12 protein-coding genes are annotated in these 13,354 nt (G+C 70.3%); 6 read left to right on the top strand and 6 right to left on the bottom strand.

Features of this window, described 5'->3' with window-relative positions:
- Window position 1 precedes the first annotated feature (1 nt).
- Together AC07PU_RS18230 and AC07PU_RS18225 are read right to left on the bottom strand one after the other, a co-directional pair.
- On the bottom strand, window positions 2–475 hold the full coding sequence (locus tag AC07PU_RS18230; protein WP_057596845.1) for a (2Fe-2S)-binding protein: 474 nt from the start codon (window positions 473–475) through the stop codon (window positions 2–4).
- Window positions 476–506: 31 nt separating this feature from the next.
- Window positions 507–848 carry a c-type cytochrome gene (locus AC07PU_RS18225; RefSeq protein ID WP_495319260.1) on the bottom strand — a complete coding sequence of 114 codons (342 nt, stop codon included), beginning with the start codon at window positions 846–848 and terminating at the stop codon, window positions 507–509.
- A 217-nt stretch (window positions 849–1,065) separates the two neighbouring features.
- Between AC07PU_RS18225 and AC07PU_RS18220 the strand changes: the two genes are divergently transcribed.
- From AC07PU_RS18220 to AC07PU_RS18205, 4 genes are read left to right on the top strand one after another with little or no spacing between them, the layout of a single operon-like run.
- A complete protein-coding gene (locus AC07PU_RS18220; protein ID WP_495319258.1) occupies window positions 1,066–1,983 on the top strand; it encodes an AraC family transcriptional regulator in 918 nt (305 codons plus the stop codon).
- A gap of 41 nt (window positions 1,984–2,024) precedes the next feature.
- A complete protein-coding gene (miaA, locus tag AC07PU_RS18215; RefSeq protein ID WP_495319256.1) occupies window positions 2,025–2,999 on the top strand; it encodes a tRNA (adenosine(37)-N6)-dimethylallyltransferase MiaA in 975 nt (324 codons plus the stop codon).
- The gene (locus AC07PU_RS18210) at window positions 2,996–3,649 is read left to right on the top strand and encodes an ABC transporter ATP-binding protein (RefSeq protein WP_495319254.1); all 654 of its coding nucleotides are present in this window, start codon (window positions 2,996–2,998) and stop codon (window positions 3,647–3,649) included. Before miaA ends, AC07PU_RS18210 begins: the two co-directional genes overlap by 4 nt.
- 3 nt (window positions 3,650–3,652) lie before the next feature.
- On the top strand, window positions 3,653–4,381 hold the full coding sequence (locus AC07PU_RS18205; RefSeq protein ID WP_495319252.1) for a hypothetical protein: 729 nt from the start codon (window positions 3,653–3,655) through the stop codon (window positions 4,379–4,381).
- Window positions 4,382–4,491: 110 nt separating this feature from the next.
- Here the strand turns inward: AC07PU_RS18205 and AC07PU_RS18200 are convergent, their stop codons facing one another.
- The 4 genes from AC07PU_RS18200 to AC07PU_RS18185 form a co-directional block, all read right to left on the bottom strand.
- Entirely contained in the window at window positions 4,492–5,457 is a 966-nt protein-coding gene (locus AC07PU_RS18200; RefSeq protein ID WP_093354542.1) for a threo-3-hydroxy-L-aspartate ammonia-lyase, read from the bottom strand.
- Between the two features lie 122 nt (window positions 5,458–5,579).
- Entirely contained in the window at window positions 5,580–8,654 is a 3,075-nt protein-coding gene (locus tag AC07PU_RS18195; protein ID WP_495319250.1) for an efflux RND transporter permease subunit, read from the bottom strand.
- Between the two features lie 10 nt (window positions 8,655–8,664).
- Window positions 8,665–9,864, bottom strand: coding sequence for an efflux RND transporter periplasmic adaptor subunit (locus AC07PU_RS18190; RefSeq protein ID WP_495319248.1), 1,200 nt, complete (start codon window positions 9,862–9,864; stop codon window positions 8,665–8,667).
- 74 nt (window positions 9,865–9,938) lie between these two features.
- On the bottom strand, window positions 9,939–11,540 hold the full coding sequence (locus AC07PU_RS18185) for an efflux transporter outer membrane subunit (protein WP_495319246.1): 1,602 nt from the start codon (window positions 11,538–11,540) through the stop codon (window positions 9,939–9,941).
- 211 nt (window positions 11,541–11,751) lie between these two features.
- Between AC07PU_RS18185 and AC07PU_RS18180 the strand changes: the two genes are divergently transcribed.
- Together AC07PU_RS18180 and AC07PU_RS18175 are read left to right on the top strand one after the other, a co-directional pair.
- A complete protein-coding gene (locus AC07PU_RS18180; protein ID WP_495319244.1) occupies window positions 11,752–12,483 on the top strand; it encodes a GntR family transcriptional regulator in 732 nt (243 codons plus the stop codon).
- Window positions 12,480–13,352 carry a phytanoyl-CoA dioxygenase family protein gene (locus AC07PU_RS18175; protein ID WP_209543393.1) on the top strand — a complete coding sequence of 291 codons (873 nt, stop codon included), beginning with the start codon at window positions 12,480–12,482 and terminating at the stop codon, window positions 13,350–13,352. The genes AC07PU_RS18180 and AC07PU_RS18175 overlap by 4 nt, the downstream gene beginning before the upstream one ends.
- Window positions 13,353–13,354: the final 2 nt, after the last annotated feature.

Below are 13,354 nucleotides of genomic sequence, written 5' to 3'. Positions count from 1 at the left end.
TTCAGGCGAGGTTGCGGGCTGCATCGGCCACGGCGGCGCGGATGCGCGCATAGGTGCCGCATCGACAGATGTTGCCGGCCATGGCCGAGTCGATCTCGTCGGCGCTGGGCTGCTTGCCCGCGGGCAGCGACTGCAGGAAGGCGGTCGCGCTCATGATCTGGCCGCTCTGGCAGTAGCCGCACTGCGCGACGTCGTGCCGCACCCAGGCGGCGTGCACGGCGGCGCCGACGCGGTCGCTGCCGTCGGTCATGCGTTCGATGGTGGTGATCTTCTTGCCGTCGGCGGCGGCGATCGGCGTGATGCACGAGCGGATCGCCTGGCCGTCGAGGTGCACGGTGCAGGCGCCGCACAGCGCGGCGCCGCAGCCGAACTTGGTGCCGGTCATGCCCAGCGTGTCGCGCAGGGCCCAGAGGATGGGCGTGCCGGGGTCGGCATCGACCGTGTGGTCACGGCCATTGACGTGGAGCGCTGTCATTGCTTCTTTCTCCGTGGGGGGTGGATGGAATTCACTTGGCGCCGTCGAGCAGCCATTGCGCGAGCGCCTGCAGGTCAGCGTCGGGCACCTGGGCCTGCGGCGGCATCGGCATCGGGCCCCATTTGCCCGAGCTGCCGGCCTTGATGCTGGCCGCGAGCTGCGCGGCCGTGCCCTTGCCGTCGCCGTACTTCGCGCCGATGTCCTTCCAGGACGGGCCCACCACCTTGGTGGCGGGTTGATGGCAGGCGACGCAGGCGTACTTCTGGGCCAGCGCGAGGCTGGCATCGGCCTGCCGCGGCCACAGCGCGCCGGCGCCGACGGCCAGGGCCAGCACGAGCGGTGCTGCGATGGAGGTGATCTTTTCTGTGTTCATCGTGGAAAGGAGGGTTGCCTGATTCGACGGCGGGCCCGTGGCGCATGACGCCGCATGACCGCGGGCCCACCGCCGGCGAGTGTGGGGCGAAGACCGGCCGCGCGTTTGCCTGATTCGCTCGCGTTCTTGCCTGAAACACCGAGACTGCGACGGAAATGCGCGCCACGCGAAAGCGGCGGGCTAGACTTTTCGCGACCTGTACTTCGAAAGGATCCAGATGGACCTCGCAGAACCCGCGCGGCTGGATTCCCCGGCCGTGCTCGACGACCTGCAGCGCGCCGTGGCGCGCACCGCCCATGCCGACGGCGATTACCTCACGGCCATTCCCGCGCTCTCGCTGCACCGCCGCAGCGCCGCGACCGCGCCGCTGCACTGCCTCTACGGCTTCGGCCTCGGCATCACGGTCAGCGGGCAGAAGCGGGTGGCGCTCGGCGGCGAGGTGTTCGATTACGCGGCGGGCCAGTCGCTGCTGACGACGGCCGACCTGCCCGTGGTCTCGCACATCACCCGCGCCAGCGCGGCGCAGCCCTTCGTCGGCCTGGCGCTGCAGCTCGATCCGCGCGCGGTCGTGCAACTGGCCGCCGAGATGGCGCTGCCCCCGCCGACCCGGGACGGCAACCAGCGCGCCATGTCGCTCGGCGACCTCGACCCCACGCTGCTCGGCGCGGTGACGCGGCTGGTCGACCTGCTCGCCGAGCCGCGGCTGATCCCGCAGCTCGCGCCGCTGCTGCAGCGCGAGATCATGGTGCGGCTGCTCGCGGGCCGCCACGGACCGCAGCTGCAGCGCCTGGTGGCGATCGGCTCGCCGAGCCAGCAGGTGGCGCAGAGCATGGCCTGGCTCAAGCTCAACTTCACGCGCAACGTGCTGGCCGACGAACTGGCCGCCTCCGCGAACATGAGCCCCTCGACCTTCCGCCAGCACTTCCGCGCCGTGGCGGGCATGAGCCCGATGCAATACCTCAAGCAGCTGCGGCTGCAGGAAGCCCGACAGCTGATGCTGAACCAGGGCATCGACGCCGGCACCGCGGGCGTGCGCGTGGGCTACGAGAGCGCCTCGCAGTTCAGCCGCGAGTACGCGCGGCTGTTCGGGGCGCCGCCGCTGCGCGACATACGGCGCATGCGCGAGACGAGCTGACACGGAATCGGGGTCGGGCCATTTGCTACGCTCGACCCCTCATGGGTTCTTCTTCCTCGCCTCCCGGTCCTCCGCGCTTCATCGCCCTCGCCGGCCCCACCGCCTCGGGCAAGACCGCCGTCGCGCTGGCGCTCGCACGCGAACACCCGGTGGAGATCGTCAGCGTCGATTCGGCGCTGGTCTACCGCGGCATGGACATCGGCACCGCCAAGCCCAGCGCCGACGAGCTGCGCGCGGCGCCGCACCACCTGATCGACATCCTCGATGCGCGCGAGAGCTACAGCGCCGCGGCCTTCGTGGCCGATGCGGCGCGGCTGATCGACGAGATCCGCGCGCGCGGCGCGATGCCGCTGCTGGTCGGCGGCACGATGCTGTATTTCAAGGCGCTGTTCGACGGCATCGACGCGATGCCCGCGGCCGATGCCGCGGTGCGCGCGCGCATCGATGCCGAGGCCGCCGAACTCGGCTGGCCCGCGATGCATGCGCGGCTCGCGCAGGTCGATCCGGTCACGGCCGCGCGGCTCGCGCCGCAGGACAGCCAGCGCATCCAGCGCGCGCTCGAGGTCTACGAGAGCAGCGGCCAGCCGCTGTCGCACTTCCACGCCAGCGACAGCAAGTCCACGCGCGGGGTCGAAGGCGGCCGGCTGTTCTCGCTCGAGCCCGCCGACCGCGCCTGGCTGCATGCGCGCATCGCGCAGCGCTTCGACGCCATGCTGGCCTCGGGCCTGCTCGACGAGGTGCGTGCGCTGCGCGCGCGCGGCGACCTCTCGCCCGAGCTGCCCTCGATGCGCTGCGTGGGCTATCGGCAGGCCTGGGAGACCCTCGACGCCGCCGACCCGCCCGATGCCGCCGCCCTGCAGGACCTGCGCGAGCGCGGCATCGCCGCCACGCGCCAGCTCGCCAAGCGCCAGGTCACCTGGCTGCGCGGCATGCCCCACCGCACCGTGATCGCCTGCGACGCGCCCGACGCGCTGCAGGCCGCGGTGCGCCTCATCGCGCCCACGCTTATCCCATGACCCTGCGCATCTCCGATCTGGGCAAGCACTACGGCCAGGCGCCGGTGTTCGAGCACGTCAGCCTCGCGATCGAGCCCGGCGAGTTCGTCGCCATCGTCGGCGAATCGGGCGTCGGCAAGTCCACGCTGCTCAACTGCATGGCCGGCCTCGACCGCTGGGACACCGGCAGCGTGGTGCACGACGGCACCGACATCGGCGCGCTCGACGGCGAGGCCTGCGCGCTCTGGCGCCGGCGCCACGTGGGCTTCGTGTTCCAGGCCTTCCACGTGCTGCCGCACCTCGACGTGGCGCAGAACGTCGCGCTGCCGCTGATGCTGCTCGGCGAGCGCCGCGACGAGGAGCGCATCGCGCGCATGCTCGAGGCCGTGGGCCTGCCGGGCATGGGCGCGCGGCTGCCGCAGACGCTCTCGGGCGGCCAGCTGCAGCGCGTGGCGATCGCGCGCGCGCTGGTGCACCGGCCCGCGCTGCTGCTGGCCGACGAGCCCACGGGCAACCTCGACCCCTCGACCGCCGCCAAGGTCATGGAACTCTTGATCGCGCAGACACGCGAGCATGGCGCCTCGCTGGTGCTGGTCACGCATTCGGAGAGCGCGGCCGCGCGCGCCGACCGGCTGCTGCACCTCACGGCCGCGGGCATCCGCGTCGGCTGAACGGTGCGCGCGCCCTGGCCGCTGGCCGCGATCGCGGCGATCTACGTCGCCACCGAGCTGTGGCAGGTGGCCGCGCGGCCCAGTTCGATGATCGGCATCCGGCTGGCCGTCTATGCGCTGGTGTTCCTGGCCGCGCTGCGCGGCAGCCGCGCGGCGGCCTGGCTCTGGGGCGCGATCAGCGCGGTCGCGGCCGTCGCCAGCGCCTTCGCGCTCTGGACCTTGATTTCCACGCGCAACGCCAACGGCGTGGGCCCGGCGACGATCGCCTTCATCGGCTTCCAGGCCGTCTTCTATGCGGTGGGCACGGCCTACATCTTCGGCAGCCGCTCACTGCGGGCGTTCCAGCAGGCGCGTGGCGCGCTGCGCGGCAAGGGGCCGGCCGCTCCGTCGCAATCGCCCTATGACGGCGCGCGCATCGCGCTCGGCAGCGATGCGCTGATGCTGGTGCGCCAGGGCAGCGTGCAGACCCGTGTCGAGCTCGCGTCCATCGATGCCATCGCGGTGCGCTCGCAAACGATGGCCGAGGGCCTGCCGCGCGTGTGGATCGAGCCCTGTGCGCAGCGCGACGGCACGCAGCCACTGACGGCGGTCACCACGCTGGCCGGCGGCTTCGCGCGCTTCGAGGCCTGGCTGTTCGAGCTGCCGGGCTTCGATGCGCCGGCCTACCGGCAGTTGCTCGAATGCGGAGAGAACGCGCGCCGCGTCGTCTGGCGCAGGCCTCACAAGGTGTGAAGAAACCGTAGCGAGCGCCCCGAGGTCGCGCCGAGGACCGGAGCCGTACCTTGTACGGTGAGGACCGCAGGTGCGAGATCGGGGCGCGCAGTAGGTTTATTCACACCTTGTCAGGCCGTGCCGCCGAGCAGCGCCGCGTAGCGCCCCAGGTCCACGTTGCCGCCGCTGATCAGCACGCCCACGCGCTGGCCGGCGATCAGCGGGCCCGCCGCGCAGGCGGCCGCGAACGCGAGGCAGCCCGTGGGCTCGACCACCATCTTCATGCGCTCGGCGAAGAAGCGCATCGCCTCCACCAGCTGCGCATCGCTCACCGTGAAGATGTCGTCGACGTCGCGCCGGATGATGCCGAAGGTGTACTCGCCCAGGTGCTGCGTCTGCGCGCCGTCGGCGATGGTCTTGGGCGTGTCGATGTGCACGATGCTGCCCGCGCGGAACGATTGCTGGCCGTCATTGCCGGCCTCGGGCTCGACACCGTAGACCTTGCAGCCGGGCGCGAGCGCGCGCGCCGACAGGGCCGAGCCCGACAGCAGCCCGCCGCCGCCGAGGCAGACGAACAGGTGGTCGAGCGGGCCCGTCTCCTCGATCAGTTCCTTCACGGCCGTGCCCTGGCCGCTGAGCACGTCGGGATGGTCGTAGGGCGGGATCAGCGTCATGCCGCGCTCGGTGGCGAGCCGGCGGGTCAGCGCCTCGCGGTCCTCGGTGAAGCGGTCGTACTGCACCACCTCGGCACCGTAGCCGCGCGTGGCCGCAAGCTTGGCGGCCGGCGCGTCCTTGGGCATCACGATCACCGCGGGCATGGCCAGCAGGCGCGCGGCCAGCGCGATGGCCTGCGCATGGTTGCCCGACGAGAAGGCGATCACGCCGCCCTTGCGCTGCTCGGCGTCGAACTTCGACAAGGCATTGAAGGCGCCGCGGAACTTGAAGGCGCCCATGCGCTGGAAGTTCTCGCACTTGAAGAAGAACTGGGCGCCCCAGCGGGCATCGGCAGTGCTGGATCGCAGCACCGGCGTGCGGTGGGCATGGCCTTCGAGCCGCGCGGCCGCGGCGGTGACGTCGTCGTAGGTGGGGAGTTGCATGGGCCTAGTGTCGCGCAGTTGAAAGCGCGCGGGCAAGGCTGTCGGAGGCGGGAAGGCAGCCCCCAAAAAAAGAAACCCGCGGTCGTCACGACCGCGGGCGCTTCATCGCAGGGGCGCGAGGCTCAGGCCTCGGGTGCCACCTGCCCCTGCGGCGCGACGACGTCGGCCTGGCGCGTCTCTTCCTTCTCGTGCCGCGCCGCGATGAACAGGTACATCGCCGGCACCACGAACAGCGTGAACAGCGTGCCGATCGACAGCCCGCTGAAGATCACGATGCCCATGGCCTGGCGGCCGGCGGCACCGGCGCCCGAGGCGATCACCAGCGGCAGCACGCCGAACACCATGGCGGCGGTCGTCATCAGGATCGGGCGCAGCCGCGTGCCCGAGGCCTCGACGATGGCGTCGAGCTTGCTCAGGCCCTGCTTCTGCAGCCGGTTCGCTACCTCCACGATCAGGATGCCGTGCTTGCTGATGAGGCCCATCAGCGTGACCAGCCCGACCTGCGTGTAGATGTTCATCGAGGCGAAGCCCCAGAAGATGAAGATCATGGCGCCGAACAGCGCCAGCGGCACCGACACCAGGATCACGATCGGGTCGCGGAAGCTCTCGAACTGCGCCGCCAGCGCCAGGAACACGATGATCAGCGCGAACACGAAGGTGATCGCGAAGTTGCCCGACTCCTGCACGAACTGGCGCGACTGGCCCGCGTAGTCGACCGTGTAGCCGCTGGGCGCGAGCTGCTGCACCACGCCGCGCAGGTACTCGAGCGTCTCGCCCTGCGTGCCGCTGGGCACGCCCTGGATGGTCACCGAGTTGAGTTGCTGGAAGTGGTTCACCGTCTCGGGCTGCACGCTGTACTTCAGGCTCGCGACCGTGCTGGCCGGCACCACGCCGTTGGGCGTCTTGATGTAGAAGTTCAGCACGTCCGAGGGGTTGAGCCGGTCGACCTGCTGCACCTGCGGGATCACCTTGTAGGAGCGGCCCGAGATCGAGAAGTAGTTGACGTAGCCGCCGCCGAGCGCCGCGCCCAGCGCGTTGCCCACGTCCTGCTGCGTGATGCCGAGCGAGGCGATCTTGTCGCGGTCGACCACCACGGTGGCCTGCGGCAGGTCGATCTTCAGGTCGGCGTCGATGTAGTAGAACTTTCCTTCGGCGCGCGCCTTGTCCATGATCTGCTGCGCGAGCGTGTTGAGGTTCTCGAACGGCTCGGTGGTCTTGATCACGAACTGCACCGGCAGCCCCGAGGCGCCCGGCAGCGCCGGGAACTGGAAGGCCACCACCTTGGCGCCGGCGATGCCGTTCCAGCGCCGCTGCAGGTCGGCCTGGATGTCGTGCGCGCTGCGCGTGCGCTCGTCCCAGGGCTTGAGCAGCACGCCGGCGATGCCCGCATTGGTGCTCGGCACGCCGGTCAGCTGGAACAGCTGCGCGTACTCGGGCGTGTCGTGCGCGACCTTGAAGATCTGGTCGGCATAGGTCTGCATCTGCGTGATGGTGGCCGTGGGCGCGCCCACCACCTGCGACAGCACGATGCCCTGGTCCTCCTCGGGCGCCAGCTCGGACTTCGACATCTTGAACATCACGAACAGCAACCCGATGAGGATCACCCCCATCACGATCATCACCGGCCAGGTGCGCAGCACGCCGCGCAGGATCAGCTCGTAGCGGTGGTGCACGCGCTCGAAGACGTGCTCGATCTTCGACGCGAACTTGCCGCTGTCCTGCTCGGGCTTGAAGATGCGCGAGCACATCATCGGCGACAACGTGAGCGCGACCACGCCCGACACCACCACGGCGCCCGCGAGCGTGAAGGCGAACTCGGTGAACAGCGAGCCGGTCAGCCCGCCCTGGAAGCCGATGGGCACGTACACCGCCACCAGCACCACGGTCATCGCGAGGATGGGCCCGCCGAGCTCGCGCGCCGCGAGCAGCGCGGCCTGCATCGGCGTCTTGCCCTCGCGCATGTGGCGGTCGACGTTCTCCACCACGATGATGGCGTCGTCCACCACCAGCCCGATCGCCAGCACCAGCGCCAGCAAGGTGAGCAGGTTGATCGAGTAGCCGAGCACCAGCATCACGAAGAAGGTGCCGATCAGCGACAGCGGCATCGCGATCACCGGCACCAGCACCGCGCGCAGGCTGCCCAGGAACAGGTAGATCACCACCGTCACGATCAGCAGCGCCTCGACCAGCGTCTTGATCACCTCGCTGATCGAGGTGTTGATGAAGTCGGTCGAGTCGTAGACGATCTTGCCGGTCAGCCCGCTGGGCAGCTGGGCCTGCAGCTCGGGGAAGGTGGTGCGCACCTGCTTGGCCACGTCGAGGATGTTGGCCTCGGGCGCGACCTTGATGCCGATGAACACCGAGCGCACGCCGTTGAAGGCGACGTTGAAGTCGTAGTTCTCGGAACCCAGCGTCACGTTGGCCACGTCCTGCAGCCGCACGATGGCGCCGTTGCTGCTCTTGATGGACAGCTGCTTGAACTCGTCCACGCTGTGCAGCGAGGTGCCCGCGGTGAGCGGCACGCTCACCATCTGGCCCTTGCTCTGGCCGACGGCGGCGAGGTAGTTGTTGGCGGCCAGCGCGGCGCTCACGTCGGTGGCTGTCACGCCGTAGGCGGCCATCTTCTGCGCGTCGAGCCAGGCGCGCAGCGCGAAGGTGCGCGCGCCCAGGATCTCGGCGGTCTGCACGCCGGGAATGGCATTGAGCTTGGGCTGCACCACGCGCACCAGGAAGTCGGTGACGTTGTTGTTGGGCAGCGTGTCGCTGTAGAAGCCGATGTACATGGCATCGGTGGTCTGGCCGGTGGCCACGGTCAGCACCGGCTGCTGCGCCTGCGGCGGCAGCTGGTTGCGCACCGAGTTGACCTGGGTGTTGATCTCGGTCAGCGCGCGGTTCGAGTCGTAGTTCAGCCGCAGGGTGGCGGTGATGGTCGACACGCCCAGGCTGCTCGACGACGACAGGTAGTCGATGCCCTGGGCCTGCGACACGGCGGCCTCGAGCGGCTGCGTGATGAAGCCCGCGACCGTGGCGGCGTCGGCACCGTAGTAGGCGGTGCTGATGGTGACCACGCCGTTCTCGGTCTTCGGGTACTGGTTGACCGGCAGGCCGGACAGCGCGCGCAGCCCCAGCACCACGATCAGCAGGCTCACCACCATCGCCAGCACGGGCCGGCGGATGAAGATGTCGGTGAAGTTCATGCGTGCGACCTCATTTTTCCTGCGGCGTCGGGTTCGGGCTGTTGGTCGGCTGGACGCTGTTGTCGACCGTGACCGGCGTGCCGTTCTTCAGCTTGTTCTGTCCGCTGCTCACCACCACCTGGCCGGCCTCCAGGCCCTTGACGATGGCGATCTGGTCGCCGCGCGTCGGGCCGGTCTCGACGAAGACCTGCTGCGCGACGAGCTGCTGTCCGCTCGGCGCATTGGCGTTGGCCGCTGCCGCCGGCGCGGCCGGTGCGGCGCCCGATGCCGAGGCGGCGGGCGCGGTCGCGGCCTTGAAGGCATCGGCCGTCTTCACGACGAACACCGTCGAGCCGTAGGGGTTGTAGGTGACGGCGGTGGACGGCAGCGTGAGCTGTTCGCGCGCGCCGCCGATGTCGATCTTCACGGTGGCGAACATGCCCGGCAGCAGTTGCTGCTTCGGGTTCGAGACGGTGGCCTGCACCTGCACGTTGCGCGTGGTGGCGTCCACCTTGGGGCTGATCGCGTTGATCTTTCCGCTGAAGGCCTGGCCAGTGAAGGCATCGACCCCGAGGTTCACCATCTGGCCGACAGCGAGGCCAGCGAGCTGCTGCTGCGGCAGCGTGAAGTCGACATAGATCGGGTCCAGCGTCTGCAAGGTGACCAGCTTGTCGCCCGCGTTCACGTACTGGCCCGGGTTCAGCGTGGTGATGCCCAGGCGGCCCGCGAACGGCGCGCGGATCGACTTCTTCGCCACCACGGCGACCTGCTGCTCGACCTGCGCGCGCTTGGCCTTGAGGTCGTTGGTGTCGGCATCGATCTGCGCCTGGCTCACGGCCTGCACCGCGAGTTGCGCCTGGTCGCGCTTGAGCACGGTGGCGGCCTGCGCGGCCGCGGCTTCGGCGGCATGCAGCAGCGCGATGTCGGAGTCGGCGTTGAGCTCGACCAGCAGCGCGCCGGCCTTCACGTCCTGCCCGGACTTGAAGTGCACCTGGCGCACCAGCCCGGCCACCTCGGTGCTGAGGTCGGCACCCCGCACCGGGTTCAGCGTGCCGACCGCGGAGAACTGCGATTGCCACTGCAGCTTCTGCACCTCGACCGTCGACACGGTCTGCGGGCCCGGCTTGGGCACGGCGGCAATCAACGCGCGGATCTGCAGGAACTTGCCGAGCGCCAGGGCGGCGACCAGCAGCAGCACGCAGCCGATCATGATGATCATTCTCCGGGTCATGGGTAGGCTTCTCTTCGAGTTATGGATGAAGGGGTGAGGTGCCGCGGCAGGATGACGTCGTGCCGCGGCGGGGTTCAGTTCTGCGCCGGCGCCGCTGCGGGCGTGGCGTCGGCGGCCGGGGCGATGGTGGCGTCGGCGAGTTCGCCGCGGTTCCACCAGCCGCCGCCCAGCGCCTGGAACAGGGCCGCCGTGTCGGCATAGCGCGCGGCCTGGGCCTGCACCAGCGCGGTGTGCGTCTGCAGCCAGGCCTGCTGCGCGGTCAGCAGCTGCACGTAGCTGACGGCGCCGGCGCGGAACTGCGTCGTCGTCAGGTCGAGCGACTGCCGCGCGAGCGACTCGGCCGTGGCCTGGGTCTGCAGCGCGGTGGCGTCGATCTCGAGCGCGCGCAGGGCATCGGCCACGTTCTGGAAGGCACCGAGCACGGTGTCGCGGTACTGGCCCGCCGCCGCGTCGTAGGCCGCGACCGCCGCGCGCTTCTGCGCGCGCAGCGAGCCGCCGTCGAAGATCGGCTGCGCGAGCGCCGCGCCCACGCTCCAGAAGTCGCTGGCCGAGCGGAACAGCTCGCGCGTGCGCGTGGCGCTGCTGCCGTAGCTGCCGGTCAGGTTGAACTTCGGATAGAGGTTGGCGGTGGCCACGCCGATCTCGGCGCTGGCCGCGTGCAGCCGGGCCTCGCTGGCGCGCACGTCGGGCCGCTGGCGCGCGAGCTCGGAGGGCAGCGACAGCGGCAGCTCGGCGGGCAGGCTCAGGCTCGCGAGATCGAATTCGGGCAGGCCGGCCTCGCTCGGCAGCCGGCCCGCGTAGACCGCGAGCTGATGGCGCGTCTGCGCGAGCGACTTCTCGATCGCGGGAATCGTGGCCAGCGTCTGCGCGAGCTGGGTGCGCTGCTGCAGCACGGTCGACTTGGGGATCGCGCCGGTGTCGAACTGCTTTTCGATCACGTCGAGCTGCTGCTGCTGCGCCTGCAGCACCTCGCGCGTGGCCTGCAGCTGCGCGCGCAGCGCGGCCTCGCGGATCGCGGTGGTCACGAGGTTGCCAGTCAGCGTCAGGTAGACCGCCTCGACCTGGTAGCGCTGCGCCTCGAGCGTGGCCTGCGCGCCCTCGAGCGCGCGGCGGTTGCCGCCGAAGACGTCGAGCGCATAGCTGACGTTGACCTGCGCGTTGTAAAGCGTGAGCAGCTGGCCGCCCGGCACCTGGGTCGAGACCTGCGAGGCGCGCTGGCGCGTGCCGCCCAGCGTGCCGTTGACCTGCGGCCACAGCAGGCTGCCCGACTGCGCCTCGTAGTTGGCCTGCGCCTCGCGCAAGGTGGCCTGGGCCGAGGCCAGCGTGGGGCTCTGCGCGAGCGCGTCGCGGATCAGGCGGTCGAGCGGCTCGGAGCGGAACACGGCCCACCACTGCGCGGGGATGTCGCGGCCCGGCAGCAGTTGCTGCGACTGGCCGCCCGGAACCGGCGCCTGCGCGGTGCGCTCGGGCATCGGCGAGGGCGTGTAGTCGGCGCCCTGCGCGGCGGCCGGCAGGCCCGGTGTCTTGAAGTCGGGGCCGAGCGTGCAGGCGCTCAGCAGCAAGGCAGCCCCGAGAACGGCGCCCTGGCGGGGCCAGCCTGCGCGCCTGCGCACCGGGTCGGCCTGCCAGCGGCGGGGGGGAGGATCCTGCGGTGCGTTGTTTTCTTGGTTTTGCATTGGGCGAGGGTTGTACACCCGGAACGTCACGAAAAGCTGACCTGAAAAGAAAGAAAGGCCGGCCGGAACCGGGGCGGAACCGGGCCGGATTGTCTGGCCCGGCGTTACGCGAGCATTGCGAACGCTGCCGGCCGTTCCGGTGAAAACCCTAGCTGCGCAGCCGCTCCGGATTTCGTACTCTGTATACAGAGTTCAGAAACGGAGTCCTTCCATGCCCGCCCAGCTCGTCAGCATCGAGGTCGCGCCCGACCTCGTCGACCAGGTGTACCGCGCCCTGCTCGGCGCGATCAGCAGCGGCGAGCTCGCGCCCGGCGAGCGGCTCACGCAGGAGGACATCGCGCAGCGGCTTTCGGTGTCGCGCCAGCCGGTGCTGCAGGCGCTGCGGCTGCTCAAGAAGGACGGCTTCGTGCACGACGCGCCGGGCCGCGGCGTGCTGGTGGCGCCGCTCGACGCCGACTGGATGCGCAAGGTCTACCAGGTGCGCGGCGCGCTCGACGTGCTGGCCGCGCGGCTCGCGGCGGCCGAGCGCTTTCGCATCGATCCCAAGCTGATGGAGCGCGGACGCCGCGCCGCGCGCGGGCGCAACGTCGAGGCCATGATCGATGCCGACATGGCCTTCCACCAGGCCATCTACGCGGCCTCGGGCAATCCGCTGATCGCGCAGAGCGCCGACCAGCACTGGCGCCACCTGCGCCGCGCGATGGGCGCGGTGCTGCAGGCCGAGCCGCAGCGCGAATCGCTGTGGGACGAACACGAGGCCATCGCGGCCGCCATCGCCGCGGGCGACGCCGAGCAGGCCGCGCGCCTGAGCGAGGAGCACGTGGCGCGGGCCAGCGAGGCGCTGGGCCGGCGCCTGGCCGCGCAACTCGCGCGCGCAGCCTCACCCGCATCGGCCCCCTCTTCCCCTTCCCACCCCCGCACGACCCAAGGAGACACCGCATGAAGCTGACCCCCGAGCAACGCGCGCAGTTCGAGCGCGACGGCTACCTGTTCTTTCCCGGCCATTTCTCCCCCGACGAGACCCGCGTGCTGACCGACGCGGTGCCCGAGCTCTACGGCCGCCGCGAGGCCTTCAACGTGCGCGAGAAGGGATCGGACGCGGTGCGCACGAACTTCGCGGCCCACCTCTACAGCGAGCCCTTCGCGAAGCTCGCGCGCCATCCGCGCATGGTGGGCCCGGTGCGCGACCTCTTCGAGGAGGAGGTCTACATGCACCAGTTCAAGATCAACGGCAAGATGGCCTTCGAGGGCGACGTCTGGCAATGGCACCAGGACTACGGCACCTGGCTCAACGACGACCTGATGCCGACCGAGCGCGCGATGAACGTCGCGATCTTTCTCGACGACGTGAACGAGCACAACGGCCCGCTGATGTTCATCCCGGGCAGCCACCGCAAGGGCGTGGTCGACGCCAAGCACGACCTCACGACCACCAGCTACCCGCTGTGGACGGTCGACAACGCGCTGATCCGCCAGCTCGTGGATCGCGCCGGCGGCAAGGACGGCGGCATCGTCTCGCCCAAGGGCCCGGCCGGCTCGATGATCCTGTTCCACAGCTGCCTGGTGCATGCCTCGGGCAGCAACCTGTCGCCGTTCAACCGCGTGGCCGTCTACCTGAGCCTGTGCGCGGTCAGCAACCACATCCGCCGCCACAAGCGCCCCGAATACATCGCGCACCGCGACTTCGCGCCGATCGAAATGCTGCCCGACGACTGCCTGCTGCGGCCCTACCCGGTCGACCTGCCGTGGAAGAACGGCCTGCCCGAGAGCGCGCTGCGCACCTCGACCGAGACGCTCGAAGCCGTCGCCTGATT

It is taken from the genome of Variovorax sp. GW821-FHT10D07, assembly GCF_059415325.1.
Note: the sequence above shows the minus strand (reverse complement) of the source record. Positions and strands in the feature narration are given on the sequence as shown.

Bases quoted from the DNA above. Each gene is read 5' to 3' on its own strand.
- AC07PU_RS18230 (WP_057596845.1), bottom strand. From the start codon at position 475: ATGACAGCGCTCCACGTCAATGGCCGTGACCACACGGTCGATGCCGAC.
- AC07PU_RS18225 (WP_495319260.1), bottom strand. From the start codon at position 848: ATGAACACAGAAAAGATCACCTCCATCGCAGCACCGCTCGTGCTGGCC.
- AC07PU_RS18220 (WP_495319258.1), top strand. From the start codon at position 1,066: ATGGACCTCGCAGAACCCGCGCGGCTGGATTCCCCGGCCGTGCTCGAC.
- miaA (WP_495319256.1), top strand. From the start codon at position 2,025: ATGGGTTCTTCTTCCTCGCCTCCCGGTCCTCCGCGCTTCATCGCCCTC.
- AC07PU_RS18210 (WP_495319254.1), top strand. From the start codon at position 2,996: ATGACCCTGCGCATCTCCGATCTGGGCAAGCACTACGGCCAGGCGCCG.
- AC07PU_RS18200 (WP_093354542.1), bottom strand. From the start codon at position 5,457: ATGCAACTCCCCACCTACGACGACGTCACCGCCGCGGCCGCGCGGCTC.
- AC07PU_RS18195 (WP_495319250.1), bottom strand. From the start codon at position 8,654: ATGAACTTCACCGACATCTTCATCCGCCGGCCCGTGCTGGCGATGGTG.
- AC07PU_RS18190 (WP_495319248.1), bottom strand. From the start codon at position 9,864: ATGACCCGGAGAATGATCATCATGATCGGCTGCGTGCTGCTGCTGGTC.
- AC07PU_RS18185 (WP_495319246.1), bottom strand. From the start codon at position 11,540: ATGCAAAACCAAGAAAACAACGCACCGCAGGATCCTCCCCCCCGCCGC.
- AC07PU_RS18180 (WP_495319244.1), top strand. From the start codon at position 11,752: ATGCCCGCCCAGCTCGTCAGCATCGAGGTCGCGCCCGACCTCGTCGAC.
- AC07PU_RS18175 (WP_209543393.1), top strand. From the start codon at position 12,480: ATGAAGCTGACCCCCGAGCAACGCGCGCAGTTCGAGCGCGACGGCTAC.